The organism is Chryseobacterium sp. JUb7 (assembly GCF_024806495.1).
Lineage (GTDB): Bacteria > Bacteroidota > Bacteroidia > Flavobacteriales > Weeksellaceae > Chryseobacterium.
In genome coordinates this window covers 1-18,645 of sequence record NZ_JANUFF010000021.1, presented here as the reverse complement: position 1 = coordinate 18,645, position 18,645 = coordinate 1, and the positions used below count along the sequence as shown (strand labels likewise).

Sequence of the window (18,645 nt, the reverse complement as noted above, 5' to 3'; positions counted from 1 at the left end):
CATAATACGACAAAACGTGACGTTTTATCTATACAGATGTAAAAAACAAATAAACGGCTGGATTCAATTATAATAAAAAACATCGCACAAAGCAGAGACGTATCAATTCTGGACAACCGTCTTATGAATCATATGAATCACTATAAGCCCCACCGAGATAAAAATTCCTTTATCAATCCTATAGTCATCGTCTGATTTTATATGGCAGTATCGAATCAAACTGTATCAAGAAGGTACAGCCTGATTATTATAGAAAAATACTCTCACACTCTTAATTTGTCTATAATATTTTATACTACTATATCTTTTTACTATATATGATTACTTAATAAATTTCATAGATAGTTTTTTTGACTCTCATTATTCAATCAGACATTTAATAGATTAATCTATTAAATGTATTAATTCTCCTAGATATAATTTCTTATTATCTAAATTGTAATTACCAGGAATATTTATTAAATATTCATTTTTATGTTGAAATTCTCCCTTTTCTAATACTATAGCCGTATTCTCTACACCCTTATAATTTTTAATAAAATCGGAAATAGGAAGATTATCTTTATCAATTACATATAAAGTATCATTATTATGTATATTTTTTACAACATAAAAATTTGACTGTTTTTTATTTTGTGCAGGATAATACTCTAACAACTCGATGTAGATATTTTGTTCTGGTTCATTTAAATTTGAAAAAGATACTTTTTTTTCTATTTCAATGTTTTTTTCTACACAAGAAAAAGCAGCAAACAATACAATTAAAATTATTCTTCTCATTTTAATTCAAAGGGTTTTATTTTTTTATTATTCAATTTACCTCCTTTGTATAGCCTATACATTCTGTTTAATTGATGTACTGAGAATCCAGAAGGTTTTGCTATAGCTCCCTGTATCATAAAATTACTTTTAGGTGTTATGAAATTTTCTGGAATATCAAACCAAGTTTCTCTAGTAGCCATAATAGGATGCTGCAAGCCTCCTGTATGACCAATTTCATGAGGCATAGTTTTGATGTTTAGACCATTCATTAAATCATTCGCATATCTTTCGTTTACAGATATTTCTTTTCCGTTCATTGCTCTTCCCACTACATTAGCCTTTCCATCTTTATAAACATCAAAATCTTTGGAGTTGGAATCTTTTATTTCTATTAAAGTATCTGTACTTTTCAGATCATCTTTATCATCGATAGTTCTAATATTTATATCTGCTGAGACAGTAACATTAGGATTATTATCTATTTTGTTAAATAAAGCCTCCGTTTGTGATTGAATAGCACTAGCAAATTTTTTCATATCAATTTTTTTATTTGAAGAACTATTTAGTACAGCACCTGTAAAAGCTATATTATAATGGGTTGTATTTGTCTTTTTATTATATGTTTCTGTTATTGTCCAGTCTCTACCATCAGGATCTATAAATAAAATTGGATTATTAGCAGTATACATCATTGGATTAAAATTAGGATGCTTTTCCGCCAGTGGATCCACCACTCCCCATCTTCCTAAATCAGGCATATACATCCTCGCACCATAATCATACATTCCCGTCTCCTGCAATTCCTTACCGTTGTACTTATACTGATAAGCATTCTGCGTAGTCAGGGTATAATTATGTAACATACCAAAAGGATAATAATTATTTACTTCCACAATCTCACCTGGCTTATAATAATCTATACAATTAGGAATCTCGAAAGGCGGATTATTGGGTCCGTCACACTGTTGGATCTTATACTGCCTGGGCTGAATAATCCCATCCTTACTCGTATCCGTATAGCTTAATCGAACATTTCCTAAATGATCCGTATAGTTGTAAATATAAGAATTATTTGTAAAATCATAATACCCTTCTGAAGTAGGTACAAACTGTAGACCCTGAGGATTCATACTTCCTAATCCCCCACTGTCAAATTTATACTGAAAGCCATCCAGATAATCCGTTGTCGTGATCGAGTTTCCCGCATTGGTATTAAATACCTTTGACAGCTTAACACCATCTGCCCTGTAAATAGAACGGGTCGTATTTGCACCTTTAGTACCTGGCCGTACGCTTATATTATTCGGTAGATTCAAAAAGTTATAGGCTATTGAGTTAATTCCCTTATCCGGATGACTGATCATGTTCCCGTTATCATCATAGCCTATTGTGTTGGGTGTAGTCAAATAGGGATAACCACTGCTGTTTCCAATCTGTTCTTCCGTTACCTTGGTCAGCCTGTTTCCTGTATAATCATACTTCAGTTTATCAATAACTAATGCCGTATTGCCTGATATTAAATTTTCAGATCGTTGTAATTTTGTAATATTTCCATTTAAATCATATTCCAGCATTTCAAAATATTCCCTTGCAGCTTCTGCTCCCTCTCTTTGATAAAATCCCGCAGATAACCTGTTTAAATGGTCATACACATAGCCATATCTTTTTAATGGCTCGTTTTCCTCAGTCAGGGTTCTCCAGGATACTTCGGCTATATTTCCGTTGTATTTGGGTTTAACCTTTAGATCCATAAAATCAGTATTGGGATTCTCTAAGCCTTCAACCTGATTATAGTTGATCTTATAGCCAAACAAATCATTCCCTAAATTCGACGGATCATTGATTTTAGTCATCCAGCCTCTGATATTATACTGATAATCGATCTGTTGTAAAGGATTTACTGCTCCTGCAGCTCCTCCCACTTTTTTACTTTCCAATTGAGAAAGCTCATTGTAATTATTTTCAGACAATAACTCACCCGGATTATTACCTACATAGTGCCAGTGTTTTTTAACTCGGTTTTGATGATCGTATTCAAACACTTCTGCAATACCTGTTTCGGTATCACTTGACAGTCTTTTATGATAAGTATTGGTCTGAAGGACGGTACCCGAAAAATCAAGTTTATTATTGACAACAGTATATCCTCCCAGATGATTTTCACTTCTTGAGCCAAAACTTCGTCCTTTGGTGTCATACCAGGTATACATTTTGGTCCAGTTGTCATCTTCAATATTCTTGACATAGCTTGCCACTGGCAAACCTTTTGTTGATAATGCATTTAATTGATTGTCAGTTAATAACTCTTGTGAGAATACATTGATTACTGCAGGTGATCCTGCAGGATAGGTATCATAGTAAGTAACTGAGAGTGCTGTATCAAAATACGGGAAGCTGTCATTGGAATAATAGATCTGCATTCCGTTTTTTGTAAATCCGGCAGCATTTCTATACTCTGTAAGAATAAGATTATTACCGATTGCTGTCTGCATATCGTTTCTGTCTGTTCCCGAAACAAGCCCTGTGATGATCGGTCTTCCCAATTGGTCATATTTGGTAAAAAGCCATTTGTTTTGTGCTCTTAAATTAGCATCTTGGGTAAAGATCAAACGATCCGCTTTGTCATACACCATATGCTCCCAACCTTTGCCAGGCAATTTCTTTTCTACCAATCTTCCTCTTCCGTCATATCGGTATTCGTAAGCAAGAGCCTGTTGATCACTCAAATCCCATGTCTGCTTCTTAGATAATAAAGGGGGAATTACCCATGCCAGCTGATTATACTCATTATATACATAGTAAGTATCAACATTTTCTGTTCCGTTGATTTTTCTCACTAATATAACCTGTCCCTGACCGTTTTTAAACTCAATGGATTTGTTTCCATCTTCATCGGTTACGGTGTTTTTGTATAGTTGATTGGCTCCGTAATTTCCTCCATAATTAATGGTAGATTTAGTTGCATTGTTTTCCCATGTTGTTGTTGTGGTATAATTAATAATCTCACCTGTAATATTGGTATCATAATCAAATTTTACGGGTTTATTACTCCAATCTGTACCCACCTGAATTTGCTGCTGAATTCTGTCTAACGGGGAGTTTTCCAAGACTTTTTCAGCATAGATTTTTTCTGATCCATACGATGCAGAAGCATTGGCGAGTGGAGTTGGGAAAATAGCTCCGTTTAATGTTTGAGATTGCGGAATGGGAAGATACTCCTTAGTTTGTCTTCCGAATGCATCATATTCGATATGGGTTACTACATCTCTTCCTTGGGGAGATGCTTTGACATTCACCGCCTGTTTTGGTCTGCCCAAACCATCGAAATACTGGACCACCTCCGAGGTTTTAGTAGGGGTAGCTCCGTTGTAATCTAAATACGTTTTACTATAAACATAGTTTTCTGTTGTAGAAAGCTGACCAAAAGTTATATTGGATAGAAACAATGCTCCTATTGGGATTAATATTTTTTTCATCGTGTCTTAGTTTTTGTAGTTGTATTTGAATTCTTTTAAAAGTTTTCCTGCCTGATCATTTTCCCTTATCTCCATTAATCGATTGGCTGTATCATACAGATAAACCTCACGGATTCCTGATGGTGGTGTAATGCTTCGCACTCCAATCAAAGGATCGAAAGTATAGGTTGTTATCTGATAATTTGATAAACTGTTTCTGAATGTTTTTAAGGCATCTAAAAAGGTTGTCTCATCATTATTCCTTCCCGCTAAAGCATCCGTATTGGATGCGGTAATAATTGCAGAGGCTAAACTTTGTACCTGAGTGTAGGTGGCTCCTTCGATCTTGGCAATGGGTTGGGTTTGGTTGTATCCCCAAATAATAGCTACAGGAACACCATCTTTTGTGGTATATTGTTGTAAGTTACCTTTGGAATCATACAAGTCATAGGTTACTTCTGTGGTTGCAGAAGTTGGATTTTGTAAATCATAAGATTTTGTGGACAATGGTAAAACCAGATTTCCTGTTTGTGAAGTTGGCAAAGTTGTAGGATAAATGATTTCTGTTTTTGATAATATTTTACTGTCTTTTTTTGCTTCGGTAATCGTTGGAATTCCCACCATATTTTTTGAAGTCATTAACGTATTACCAATATTAATATCCTGAGCATAGGAATAACTTTTAGACAATTCAGAATTATCAGACAAAATCGTATTTTCTTTTACCAAGTTTAAATGATTGCTACTGTTATAAGAATAATCCGTTGTATTCTTTATTGGATTATTGTTCAAAAAATCCGTAATAATTTTCTTTTTGAGAGCCGAGGTATTCAAATACCTCTTGTAGCCTTGTACCCAATATCCAGAAAGGTGATTAATTGTTACATAATTATTATTATCTTTAAAAGTATTCGGGTTATAGTCTATATTGTCATTATATTCATATTCTGTTTTCTTTAATGGGTTTGAAGAACCTTCGGGATAAATAATTTCAGATTTTAATTTTCCTCTTAAAATACTTCTGTCAATACCATACAAATTTCTAAAATTTTTATATAAATTTTCAGGGCTTGACTGATAGGTTCCTTGATTTGGAGGATTATTAAAATAATTTCTAATATTTCCCGTATCAGGATTTAAAATATCGGGATAATCTTCATAGTTGGTAAAATTATACTCTGTATATCCTTTCCCAGCATTGATTTCATAAACTTTTTGATATCCTACATTATAACTATCCATACTGTTCTGCTGGACATTTGAACTAGATCTAAGCATACGTTTCTCAAAATAACCAGGACCAGAAAACTCTATGTAATACATGTATCTAGGCCAATTCATCAGTATTCCTGACGAAGTATTTCCATTTAGTGTAGTTGCATACTGGTATGTTTTATTATTAATGATTCCTCCATTTTCTGAATAATCATACTGTCTGTGAATTCTTGCTCCTCCAACAACTCCTGCATTATTTGTTAAGGTAGGCAAAAAAGCACTTGCCGAATTTCTTTCTACCCTTCTTCCATAATAATTCGGTTCATATTCAAATATAGAATATCCTTTTGTTGGGTAAGTTATTTTACTCAATAAACCAATATTATATTTTTGAACATTCGTATCTCTAAAAGTATTATTTAGAGTATAGTCACCCGTAGCTGCATTATAAGTATCAAAAGGAGCTAAACTAACATTTGTATCATTACCGTTCCAATAACCCCAGTGATCCAATCCTTTTGTGATATACTTTGGTAAATTTGAAGTGTTATAGTACTCAAAATTGTAGACTTTATTACTTTGTGATTCTGTAATTGTTTTCAAAAATGGTCTTTTGTTCATCCCTCCAAGGTCATCATAAGCAAATACTGTATTTTGGATCATGTTATTATTAGCAAAAACCTGAATATTATCTACTAAAAACTCATTGAAATCAAGCGTATTAGAAACTCCTTCATAATGTTTAATAGGATAGCCAGCATCTTTGTAGTTGATTCTAATTTCTTTATCCTCGTATTTTATCGATTCAAGTAAGGAGCGTTTAGTTAAAACAAAATTTTCAGTATCACTTGGTACATTCGCAGATAAGTTAGTACATCCAGCTAATCCGCCAGGACAAAGCTGCCATTCCCATGATGATGTACCATCTTGAAAATAACCATCAAAATTAAGGACTTTAGCGTTAACTTTAAGATTTATTGAGCTTGTAGTCAAGTTGCAAAAAATATTATTTAATGTATCCTGTACATAGCCTAAAGTGATCGTTTGCCCATTAATAAATTCAACCTTCGCAAGACTAAATGAACTAATATAAGGAAGACCTTCAAATCTATTATCTTTATCTAGACCTGGTGATTTTAATAAATACCCAATCTCATATTTGGAAAAATCTCCTCCGAAATAATATTTATTACCTTGTCCGTCGGTGATCACAATAGTTTGAGTAGGAGGTTTACAAAACTGTTTTCCTCCATAAGATACTAATCCCGATAAATCTACTTTCATGTTAGGATCATTGGATTCTACGAGTACATTTCCATCATTTCCTATCATAAATTTTCCTGAAAGTCCCATTGCATTAAAATGGAATACATCAGGAGTTCCTTCATACCCATTCTGAACGCTTCCTAGTCTCCAATTTAATGCTGTAGTACCACCAACCCCACTATATAGATCATATACTGTCTGGTTATTTGTGAATGAATTTAAACGAACTCCAGTTAGAAATCCGTGTAAATCTGGTCCTAAATCAAACAGACCACCGTTAGCGGTAGGATTCCCTTGATATTCATCAGGAGCCCTGTTTAAGGTTCTGGTAATTCTTCCACCAGCTAAAAGAGACCAACCTGTCCCTGCATAATCAGACTTCTTGTGTGGTAAAAATCCAGATGAATCATAAGATACAAAAATATCAATATTTGTCCCATTGCTTGTTGGCAATGAAAAAATTGGCACTTTCAAATCTAAAGTTCCCGTATATAGATTAATAGGAACATTTCCATACTTCTCAAAAGCATATGATTGAGGTGTTTTAATTTGTATAGCTCCCGCAGTTTGCATATTTTGTGAGAATACAATACTAGATAGTAATATAGAAAGTGATAAATATATTTTCTTCATTTGTTTATTTCTTAATCAATTTAGCATTCGCCGTTTTATTTGTATCTGTTTTGATAGTCACCAGATAAGCTCCCTGAATGAGTGCCTGAGTATTAATCTTAGTCACCTTATTCCTAGTTTTCAGGTTTTGGATCTGTCTTCCTCCCATATCATACATAATTATTTCAGCTTCCTTAAAATCATATCCGATTTCTACATACGCATAATCTGAAACCGGATTCGGGTAAATCTTAATATCCTGCTTTTCGATCAACTGATCAATCTGCTTGTCACCCAATTTCACAATCTTCCAATTTTCTTTTCCTAATTCTTCGGCACTCGTACCTGCCAAAATGATGGAGCCATCTTTATTCAATTTAATATCAGATAACCTCTCTTCTTTCTTTCTCGACTCTCCTTTCACATGCTTTCGCCACTGCTCATTGCCGCTTTCGTTTAAATAAAGCATCCAAAAAGTCTCATCATCATTCTCTATTCTCCCTTCTGCCTGAGTATAGCCACCCAGTAAGATTCCTTTCGAAGATTTATCATCTGAAGAATGTAAAACGCTCATTCCCATTAAAACATCCCTGTTTTTGAAATTGTAAGACTTCTGCCATATCTCTTCTCCTTTTTCATCCAAAGAAATCAACCACAAATCAGTTCCTTCTTCAATCCCGACAGATTTATTCCCTGACCTTTCAGATCTTGATTCTCCTCCAACTAAATAACCGGTGGAAGTCAATGCCAATGTTCTTAAATGATCATCTCCTTTTCCTCCATAATTCTTTTCCCACTGTACTTTTCCGTCTTTATCGAGCTTTACAATCCAGTAATCACCTTCTCCGTAATTCTCTGTTTTTTTGGAAATACTTCCAGCCTCCAGCTTCCTGCTCCCTAACACTTTCCCACTTCTGGAATACATCCCTAACAATGCTCCTCCGTCTCTGGTAGGAATCATTTTTTCCACTTCATCCAGGCCTTTTCCTCCCAAAATTAATTGGGATAATTCTTTTCCGTTTTTATCAAGTCTTACGACCAAAACATCCTTGGAACCATATCCTTTAGACGAATTCTGAATGTTTCCTGCCACAAAAAAGCCTAAATCTGTTGTCTGAATTACTGATTTTGCTTCTTCATCTGCATTCGTTCCGATGGTCTTTTGCCACAACTCATCGCCAAACTCGTTGATTCGGATTAACCAAAGGTCTGATCCTCCTTTTGAATCCTCTTTTTTGTCAAGACCTTTTCCGGAATATGAAGTTCCCGCTATAAGAAATCCTCCTTCCTGAGTATTTACAGTAGCTGACAGGAAATCATGATTTTGTCCTGAAAAATATTTTTCCCAGACTTCTTCGCCTTGCCCGTTAAGTTTAATCAAATGAAAATCGTAGCCGTTATTCTGCTTATTGCTTCCTGTCTGAAGCTTACTGCTTTGAATTGAACTTCCTGTAATTAAATATTGTCCATCAATCGTAGTTGTTACCTGGCTTAGAAAATCCTGAGTATTGGATTTGATGTCTTTCTGCCAGACTACTTCCTGAGCATACAATACAGAAGTAGTGCACATCACAAATGCACCCATGCAGAGTTTTCTCATATCTTAATGTTAGTTTCTAGTTAGTTTTTAAAACGCTGCAAAAGTAATATTTTTATGATTATCCTCAATAGCTAATTTTGCAGTTTATATTAATTTAATTATTATCTATATGCAAATTTAATTGACTAATACGACAAAACGTGACGTTTTATCTATACAGATGCAAAAAATAACTAAATGGTTGGATTCAATTTTGTTTTTTTATAAGTTCTTTTTATAAAAAAGGATTTTATTCTATGTACCACAATATTGCAGGTCTCGTTTCAAGTTTTTTATATTTGTCCTGATGATATACTGTAAGCAAATATCATTATCTTAAATTGTAAAAAATACCCCATGGCACTTCCTAAAGAATTCGAAAATGAGTATGTAAGAAAAGTCCTTTACAATACTTCTTTAAAAAATCTCCCAAATGAAGAATGGAAATTGATTGATGATTTTGGAGGTTATGCAATATCCAATTATGGTCGAGTAAAAAGTCTGGAGCGTTGGGTTTCAGATCCACTTGGAAGGAAAAGAAAAGCCTCCGAACGTATCATGAAATTACAGTTCATGAAATTTTTCAATAAATATCTTAATCGTAATTTTTACAATATTACCTGTTTATTATCCTCACAGGGGAAAAGATACAGAAAATCTGTTGCCCGTTTAGTGTACCATCATTTTGTGCAAAAGCTTGATATACATGAAGAATCGTATCTTATATCGTTTAAAGATAATGATCGGTTTCATATCCATGTCCAAAATTTAGAAAAGCTTTCCATCAGTCGGGAACGTTTTAAAAGAGTTGAAACCAACAGGGTTAAAAATCATTATGATGTATATCATCAGCCTATAACTCAATATACAGTTGAAGGTTTACTTGTTGCTACTTTTGACGATATTGATTCTGCGAGTAAAAAAACAGGAATACATCCAAGATACCTATTCTTGGTAATTAATAACGAAAGAATAACAGCTGGAGGATTCAGATGGTTTTTAAAACAGGATATACCGCCAAAAGACAGTTTTAGTCCCAACAGAATGATTGAAAATACTTTTTCAGATCCTATACTTAATACATCACTTTGGAAAAAATTAGGTCAGCCTTTAATCAATAAAAGTATTCCACCAGCCTGCATGAATTTATCTCCAGAAAACCTTCCCGGAGAGATCTGGAAACCTTTACCCGGGTTTATAAACCAGTTCTCTATTTCCAATAAGGGCAGAATTAAACGATTAGAGGGATGGACTCAAAGTAAAAATAAAAGGTTTTTAAAAGAACACATTATTTCTCTTTTTATCGATTGCTCTTCCAGAGAAAACTATTATTTTTATACAAATCTTAATTGTAATGGTAAAAGAATTCAAATACGGATTAACAGACTGCTTTATTACTGTTTTGTTAAGAAGTTTGACTTAAAGAACAAAGCATTGGTTATCGTTAACAAAAATAATCCCAAATGGGATCTTGATGTGGCTAACCTTGAGCTAGAATCTGCATCTGCTCATTTAATGAAAATATCAGAAAAATAAATCGACAAGAGTACATGATTTCTCTTGTCGATTTGGATCATCTGCATTTTTTTTGCTTTACAATACAATCGTCAACTCATATTTAAAGTTTTTTATTGTCAAACGCTTGCCTTTCAATCCAAGGTATATTCTGTTTGCCCTTCAAAAAATAGTCCCACCAGTCCATTATCTTCTGAGCCAGATCTTCTTCAGCTTTGGAACCGGTGGTCAATACATGAGCCTGATTTGGATAAAATAGCGCCACAACCTCTTTTTTATTCCTTTTAAGTCCAATAAAAAATTCCATTGTCTGATCCCACACTATCCTGCGGTCGCTCTTCCCGGTCCACAGTAAAATGGGTACATTAACATTTTCTGTCAACAGGATGGAATTATTTTAGATTTTGACAATTATCAGATCATTAAAAATGAAAGTAAGAAAAAAATTGATGAACTTGAAATGGAACTTCAGAATCAAAGGCTGTCACGTAAAAATATAGATATTAGGGCAAAGCTTGACCAAGTTCTAAACATTTTGCCAAACCTTTCTCAACTGTACATTAAAGGTGATAATGAGACAAAAAATTCTATATTGTGTTCGATTTTGGCCGAAAAACTTGAATTTCAAGAAAATGCTTTTCGAACACCTAAATTAAATTCCACACTTACTCAAATAATACTAATTAACAATTAGTTACAAAGTAAAAAAAAGGAAAGAGCACTTCTAAAAGTGCTCTTTCCCGGAGAGTGACCGCAGAAGGATTCGAACCCTCACTGTTGGAGCCGAAATCCAAAGTTCTATCCATTAAACTATGCAGCCTATTTATAAGTAATGGGTAATAAATAATAAGTAATTTCAAATACTACTCATTACCCATTATTTATTTTAGAAAGTGATCTTCACTCCTCCCAAAATCTGTGCGCCAAGAACTTTATATCCTTTGTACGTCTGATATTTTGAGCTTAGAAGATTATTTCCAAGCGCGAAAATACTGAAATTTTTGTGAATTTTATACTCTGCGGAAAGATTTAAATCTGCATACCCACCTACTTTGTCATTGGTATTCTCAGTTGACTGGTACATCATCGGACTTCCAACTCCCTCAATCATAAAGGAATTCGTAGTTCTGTCGCTTGCAAAAATCCCCTTGAAACCTAGCAATAATTTTTTATCAAGCATGGTATATTTAGCGCCAATACTTGCTGTCAGCAATGGAACATTGTAAATATCTTCGTAGTTTTTCAGATCAAATTTTGTGAATTTTACTTCTCCATCCAATATTAAATTAGCCAAAGGGAAATACTGTAAACTTCCTTTAATATCACTCACATTTCCATCGTCATAAATGGCAGAGAACGTATTTGCATAATTATAAGCCGAACGGTTTAAAGTATAGGTATCATCAAACAATCCATTTGCTTTGAAAAACATAATATCCTTCATTTTTCCAAATCCTGCAGCAACATCATACTTAAAAGTTTCATCAATATCCCCTCTTAAACCTACATAAAAATGGTACTTTGTTTCAGTAGGTCTTAAATACTGATCCGATAGTATAAATGGATTTTGTTGCAGTAAATCTGCGTAAGTATTCAGCTTTAAACCTCCGTCAACGCCACCATAAAATTTGAACTCATTAGCAGCTGCATATTGAAATTCTGCCTGCGGAAACCAGTATGTTTTATTATTTTTCATTTGTTCAGCCATCAGATCGTTGGAATTTTTTGAATTCAGGAACGAAAATGATGAACCTAACATTAAATAAGACTCTCCTTTTCTGAAAGTAACTTTTGGTGTCAGACTCGTATTTACAAAGTTGGATGTATTTTTATCTCTGATTGCAAATTCACTTTTTACAGCTTCCAATCCAACTCCCAAATCAGCATTCAGGTTAATTCCTGATTTCCCGATTTCCACGGCATGCTTGGAAAGATTAGCCAATAATGAAACCTGATTTTCCTGAGCGTCAAAATGATCTTTTAAAAATGATGATTTTACTCTTACATCATTTAAAATTTCGTTAGAATAAAAATCATAATATCCGTTTACCTTAAACTGATTGACTCTCTGATCCAGATCAACATCTCCGGGTTGCAATGCATAGATACCATAATAATTATTACTGTTTAAGCCATATTCTGCATTCAAATTAAACTTCCCTTTATCTCCGTAAGAGTTTAAGAAAGCTCCCAATGTTGTTGAACTCTGTTTTGAATCCCAAGGATATTCTTTTTTCAGCCCCAGCGTTGACAGAAAGTGGGCATCCAATCCTACTTCAAGCTTATTCTGAAGTCTCGCCGAAATATTGGCATCTCCTAAGATTTTACCATAGTTCCCCATTCCGAACTGGATATAATTATTTTGAGCAGTCCCGTCAAATTTTGGAGTAACATCCTGACCCTGGATCGTGGAAGTCTTAAAATCTGAAACTGCAGGAACATCCGTAATAGTATATTTTATAGGATTCTGAGATTTTTCTTCCGGGGGATAATTCTTAATCGTTTCCACGGAAGTTTTCTTTTTTTCGATCTTTTTTACTTCCGGCTCTCTTTTTTTATTAAGAATCAGCTTCTCTTCTTTGATTTGGGAAAACGCGACCGACGAAATCCCTAGAAATATGATGGATAATAATTGAATTCTTTTGTTCATCTTTATTATTGGTATTAATGTATAATGTCGGATGTATAATGTATTTTCAATTCTACATTTTACTTTTTACATTCTACCTTGTACATTTACTTTTTTACTTTTTAATCAACTTCTTAACTTCTTTCGCTTCAGCTACAATCTCAGGGAAGTCTTTATAGTTATTAATGATCTGATCACATGTATAACTTGCCTGATAATTATCCTTTAAGCCCACATAATTTTTAGCCATCAAAACAAGCGCTTTTGCTCCCCAATATTCTTCAGAGGCATAATTATTAGCCAGCTTAAAGATCGTTTCATTAGAAGATTTAAAAGCTTTTCCTTTATTTTGATAGAATGCTTTTGCATATAGAGCTTCTGCTGCAACTTCAGTATTTGAAGACTTTTCAAGAGAGGTATACGCCGCCTGAGCATCTTTATCTTTCCCAGAATTCATAAGGCTTCTGGCCTTGATCACTTTTGCCGTTTCAATAACTGCTGTAGAGTTTTTGTTGTTCGCAATTACAGCATCAGCCAGTTTTTCAGCCTGAGAAAAATTCTTTTCATCAGCATACAGCTTCATCAATTCTACATTCGCATAATTTTTAACATTAATGTTTGAAGAATTTTTGATATTTTCCAGATATTTTCTGGCTTCCGCATTATCTCCCTGTGCAATATAAATTTGAGCTAAACGGGTTTGCGCATCATCCTGATAATCATTCTGAACATTGGCGATCTCCTGTAAAACCAATAATGCCTTTGTTGTATTTTTTGTCTGATAGTAACTTTCACCAAGCTCATATTTAGCCTGATAAAGCCCCTCTCCTGTCGGATTTTGCGTTAAATATTTCTCGTAATAAGAAATTGCATTTTTATAATCTTTTTTCGTAAAATACTGTTTCGCAGTTGAAAGGTTGATTTCATCAATTTCAGAAGCATCTACATTGACACCGATATTTTTTGCAAAACTTTCATATCCTGCAACATCTCCATTTTTAGTAAAAATAGGTTTCGCAGCCTGAACAATTTTTTCGGCATAAGCTGTATTTTTATACTGCTCACCCAGAGATTTCAGTTCGGATAAAGCTTTGTCATTCTGGTTCTGATCAATATAATTCTGCGCTCTGTAAATCGAAGCATTAGCAATAAGATCTTTATCTGAAGAAGTTTTAATTACTTTTCCGAAGAAATCATTGGCATTGGCAAAATCATCCTGAGCTGCGTAGGCCGTTCCTATTTCGTATTGCGCATCGTCATAATATTCTGATCCCGGATATTTTGACAAAAGATTTTTTAAGTTGGTAATTTTCGCCTGAGTATCTCCTTTAAAACCTAGAGCCATTGCTTTTTGGTATAAAGTATAGTCTGTGGCATCCTCATTTTTATCATAAATGGCAATAGCTTCATTCAGATTATTATTTGCATAATTAATATCTGCTAAACGAAGTTCTGCATCATTCTTAAACTCAGGCTTCGGATTGCTTAAATACTGCTTGAAATAAGTTTCCGCCTGATCGAATTTTTTAGATTTAAAATAAGCATATCCTAAATCATAAGGCAACTGTTGTTTTTCGGGAAAAGTTTCGTTCAGCAATTTTTCGTAACGAGCGATCGCAGACGGATAATTTCCTTTTTGGTAATAAACCTGACCCAACCAATATAAAGCTCTGTTATTGAATTCTTTATTAATATTAAATCCTAAACTTCTCAGGAAATACTGTTCTGCGCCATCATAATTCCCTTTATTAAACTCTTCCGTCCCCAATAAATAAGAGACCTCCTGATCCACTTTATCAATATCAGGAGAAGAACTCTGGAGTTTATCAATAGCATTCAGGGTTTCTTTAAAATTTCCTGAATACAGATATGACTTCACAAGGAGTGATCTCATTTCAGAAGCATTGGAAGCGTTCTGATTTTCATTAATATAACTTTGAATAACAGCCGAAGGGCTTTCAAAAGGGTTCCCGATATCGTAGCTTAATTTTGCATATTGTTCGTGTGCCAGTTTTTTAACCTTCGGATCATAATTCATCTGATAAGAAGAGCGGAAAGCAGAAAGTGCCTCTTGTTTTTTATCAACTGCCAGATAAGCATTTCCCAGCTGATAGTAAGCATTCTGGGCCAAAGCTGAATTGCTGTTCAGTAATTGGTTATAATAAGAAACCGCTTCATCATATTTTTTAAGCTGAGCCGCAACAAATCCCATTTCATAAAGATCATTTTCAGACGGATTCTGCTGAACACTCAGGTAGTCTTTAAGGTGTGGATAAGCAGAAGTGTAATCATTTTTCATGAAATAACTTTCACCAATGATCTTGTGAACCTCAGCTTTGTAAGAATCTGAAATATCTTCATTCAGTAAAAGAGTTCCTTCCGAAATAGCCTTATCATAATCTTTGTCATTATAATACATCTGAACATAATAAGGACGTACCAGTTTAGAATATTTCGGCTGATCTTTTACAGAGTCAAAATACTGAAAAGCCTTATCATTCTGTCTGTTTGAATAATAAAGGTGACCCAGCATATACGCAATATCTCCTTTTTGAGAATTGTCTGCTGTTTTATAGGCTTCTTCCAAAGCATCTGTTGCTCCTTTAGAATCTCCCATCATAAATTTAGCATATCCTAATTTCAGAATATACTGTGTATTTTCTTCTTTTGAAAGCTGGTACTGGTTAACCTTTTTTAAGGTTTCCAATGCCTTTTCAAAATCTTTTTTAGCAAGATAATAATCTGCCAGCGGTAAGTTAGCCTGAGCAAAATAAGCAGAATTCGGATATTCTTTTATAAAGGCAGTTAAGCCCTCTTCCGCATGATTTTTCTGAAGAATAACTCCAATTACATTATCAAAAAACTGTGCCGCTTCTTTTTTCGATCTCGACAAATTTTGGTTATAAAAATATTGTCGTGCATATTCGTACTGAGAAGCGTTGTATATTTTAGTCTGATAAAGATTTTCTGCCAGATTGAACCTATAGTCCTCTCTTTGGGTAAAGTATTGAGACTGTTGAGCTTCGGAAATCCCGAAATAAAATACAGCAGCCGCTAGAAGTATTTTTTTTGATTTCATTAATTTTAAATTTTAAAACGTGTAAGCTGAAAATCAGTTAAATATTTAAAATTTCGTGTAATATTTATCCACAATTTACGAACGAAAATATACAAAAGATATTGTATAAACAAGCGTTTTAACACATTGTTGATAAGTCTATTATTTTTTAAGACTTCTTAACTTTTCCATAAGAAACCTTAAGAAAAACTGAATTATATCGGAGAAATAATTACATTTGTTTTTTTCAAATTAAACCTACACATTTAATGAATCATCTATTCAGAAGGAAAAACTATTCAGAAACAGATACATCGACTAATCTTTTAAGGGTTTTAGGTGTTTGGGACATCGTATTTTTCGGTATTGCGGCAATTATTGGAGCTGGAAGTTTCAGCAGTTTGGGGGAAGCCGTTTTCAGAGGAGGTCCCGGCGTTATCCTACTTTATTTAATCTGTGGATTTGCCTGTGGGTTTACCGCACTCTGTTACGCTGAGTTTGCCAGTAGAATTCCGACTGCCGGATCTGCATATACGTATGCATATGCCAGTTTTGGAGAATTAATAGCCTGGATCATCGGCTGGGCACTGATTATGGAATATTCCTTCGGAAATATCTATGTTGCTTTTTCATGGTCCGATTATTTCACCAGCTTTTTGGAGCGTCTGGGCATGCATATTCCGGATTATTTAACCTGCAGTTATACGGAAGCACAAAAAGCTTTTAAAAACGGATCCGAAAACAAAGAACTGCTTAACGCCTGGAAGACGGCACCTTTATTAGGAAGCTTAAAATTCATCGTTGATGTTCCGGCATTGGTTATCAACGGATTAATCACCTGGTTATGTTATGTCGGAGTTAAGGAAAGTAAAAACTTCAACAATTCATTAGTAATCTTAAAATTAGCGGTTATTATTTTGGTCGTTCTGGTAGGTTTCGCCTATATCAATACAGAAAACTGGACGCCAATAAGCCCTGAAACAGGAACTCCTTCTTTTATGCCAAATGGTTTTGTAGGGGTAATGAGCGCCGTTTCGGGAGTTTTCTTCGCTTATATTGGATTTGATGCACTAAGTGTTCTTTCAGAAGAAACCAAAGATCCGCAAAAGACATTACCAAAAGGAATGATCATTTCACTGGTGTTATGTACTTTTATTTATATTGCTTTAACCTTAGTGTTAACCGGAATGGTAGACTATAAAAAATTTGACGGTGTAGGAGATCCTCTTTCATTCATTTTTGAAAAAAGTAACGCCAACGTTGCGTGGATGGAACTTACGGTATCATTTATTGCTATTGTTGCCATTACTACGGTACTATTGGTTTTCCAGATGGGACAGCCAAGAATCTGGTACGCGATGAGCCGTGACGGACTGATGCCTCAAAAATTTCAAACGGTACACCCAAAATATAAGACGCCTTCTTTTGCTACCGTCATAACAGGTATTGTAGTGGGAATTCCTATTTTGTTTACCGACAAAACGTTTATTTTAGATTTTACGAGTATAGGAACTATTTTCGCTTTTGTATTGGTTTGTGCCGGGGTTCTGATGCTTCCTGCAAAGGAAAAAATAAAAGGAAGATTTCACTTACCATACATTAATGGTAAATTTATCTTTCCTGCTATTTTTATCGGAGGATTGATTGGTTTCTATATCTGGCAACCTGAATTTTTTGATAATTTAATGAACTGGAGCGATCCCAGAGAGGGAGAATTCAGAGCTTCCATCTTCTTCTTTATTTTAATTAATCTGGTAATCTGCGCCTGGACTTTCATGAAAAACCTTTCATTAATTCCATTAATCGGATTAAGTTCATGTTTATATCTTCTTACTGGAATGAGCCATGAAAACTGGTTCTGGTTCGGAATATGGTTCGCAATAGGTTTAGTAATCTATTTCTGTTACGGCTATAAAAACAGCAAACTGGGAAAATCATAACGGTTTAAACAAAATATATCTGCTAAAATCGCGAAAAGATGAATCTGTCTTTTCGCGATTTTCTTTTTATAATTGGCGAACTTATTGCTATAGATCTTTTATATCTAAACTAAAAATGCCATGCCTGAAAGAATAAAAACATTCAAAGAATTTTATCAGTTCTACTTAACAGAACACAGCAAAATGGGTACAAGGATTTTTCACTTTTTGGGAACACTCCTTGTATTTGTAGTTATCGGATATGTCATCAGCTCCGGAAAAGAAAGATTCCTATGGTATATTCCGATCTTCGGATATGGCTTTGCCTGGTTCAGTCATGCATTGATTGAAAGAAATAAGCCTGCTACTTTTAAATACCCGATATGGTCATTGATTTCCGATTTCAGGTTGTTTTTTGAGCTACTGATCGGCAAACAGAAATTCACCGGAATTCCTGCTGCAAAGAAGCCTTGGGAACAATAAATCTGTTTAATTAAAAGTCAAGACCATCTTAAATAAAATGATGTAATAGATAAAATAGTTTCGGGGGGGGGGGGGGGGGGGGGCGCCCCAGCAAAAAAAAAAAAAAAAAAATAATAAAAAAAAATATTTTTTTTTTTTTTTTTGTGAATAGA

10 protein-coding genes and 1 tRNA gene are annotated in these 18,645 nt (G+C 34.3%); 3 read left to right on the top strand and 8 right to left on the bottom strand.

Features of this window, described 5'->3' with window-relative positions:
* Window positions 1-384 precede the first annotated feature (384 nt).
* Genes M2373_RS22010 through M2373_RS21995 form a run of 4 tightly spaced genes read right to left on the bottom strand, consistent with a single transcriptional unit; the run spans window position 385 to window position 8,910 of the window.
* The gene (locus M2373_RS22010) at window positions 385-780 is read right to left on the bottom strand and encodes a hypothetical protein (protein WP_259113562.1); all 396 of its coding nucleotides are present in this window, start codon (window positions 778-780) and stop codon (window positions 385-387) included.
* Window positions 777-4,238 carry an RHS repeat-associated core domain-containing protein gene (locus M2373_RS22005; RefSeq protein ID WP_259113561.1) on the bottom strand — a complete coding sequence of 1,154 codons (3,462 nt, stop codon included), beginning with the start codon at window positions 4,236-4,238 and terminating at the stop codon, window positions 777-779. Before M2373_RS22005 ends, M2373_RS22010 begins: the two co-directional genes overlap by 4 nt.
* 6 nt (window positions 4,239-4,244) lie before the next feature.
* The gene (locus tag M2373_RS22000; protein WP_259113560.1) at window positions 4,245-7,331 is read right to left on the bottom strand and encodes a hypothetical protein; all 3,087 of its coding nucleotides are present in this window, start codon (window positions 7,329-7,331) and stop codon (window positions 4,245-4,247) included.
* 4 nt (window positions 7,332-7,335) lie between these two features.
* Window positions 7,336-8,910, bottom strand: a complete 1,575-nt coding sequence (locus tag M2373_RS21995; RefSeq protein ID WP_259113559.1) for a T9SS type A sorting domain-containing protein — start codon at window positions 8,908-8,910, stop codon at window positions 7,336-7,338.
* A 336-nt stretch (window positions 8,911-9,246) separates the two neighbouring features.
* Between M2373_RS21995 and M2373_RS21990 the strand changes: the two genes are divergently transcribed.
* Window positions 9,247-10,425 carry an NUMOD4 domain-containing protein gene (locus M2373_RS21990; RefSeq protein ID WP_259113558.1) on the top strand — a complete coding sequence of 393 codons (1,179 nt, stop codon included), beginning with the start codon at window positions 9,247-9,249 and terminating at the stop codon, window positions 10,423-10,425.
* 82 nt (window positions 10,426-10,507) lie between these two features.
* On the opposite strand, the gene M2373_RS21985 is transcribed toward M2373_RS21990, so the two are convergent.
* The 4 genes from M2373_RS21985 to M2373_RS21970 all read right to left on the bottom strand — a co-directional run bounded on the left by M2373_RS21985 (window position 10,508) and on the right by M2373_RS21970 (window position 16,112).
* Window positions 10,508-10,786, bottom strand: coding sequence for a S9 family peptidase (locus tag M2373_RS21985; RefSeq protein WP_259113557.1), 279 nt, complete (start codon window positions 10,784-10,786; stop codon window positions 10,508-10,510).
* A gap of 366 nt (window positions 10,787-11,152) precedes the next feature.
* A tRNA-Arg gene (locus M2373_RS21980) sits at window positions 11,153-11,224 on the bottom strand.
* Window positions 11,225-11,290: 66 nt separating this feature from the next.
* Window positions 11,291-13,054: a TonB-dependent receptor gene (locus M2373_RS21975; protein ID WP_259113556.1), complete on the bottom strand. Its 1,764-nt coding sequence runs from the start codon at window positions 13,052-13,054 to the stop codon at window positions 11,291-11,293.
* Between the two features lie 94 nt (window positions 13,055-13,148).
* Window positions 13,149-16,112 (bottom strand): tetratricopeptide repeat protein, encoded by a 2,964-nt coding sequence (locus M2373_RS21970; protein WP_259113555.1) that lies wholly within the window; start codon window positions 16,110-16,112, stop codon window positions 13,149-13,151.
* Window positions 16,113-16,360: 248 nt separating this feature from the next.
* Between M2373_RS21970 and M2373_RS21965 the strand changes: the two genes are divergently transcribed.
* Complete coding sequence (locus tag M2373_RS21965) at window positions 16,361-18,031, top strand: APC family permease (protein WP_259113554.1); 1,671 nt, start codon at window positions 16,361-16,363, stop codon at window positions 18,029-18,031.
* Between the two features lie 120 nt (window positions 18,032-18,151).
* Window positions 18,152-18,493, top strand: a complete 342-nt coding sequence (locus M2373_RS21960) for a DUF962 domain-containing protein (protein WP_259113552.1) — start codon at window positions 18,152-18,154, stop codon at window positions 18,491-18,493.
* Window positions 18,494-18,645 lie beyond the last annotated feature (152 nt).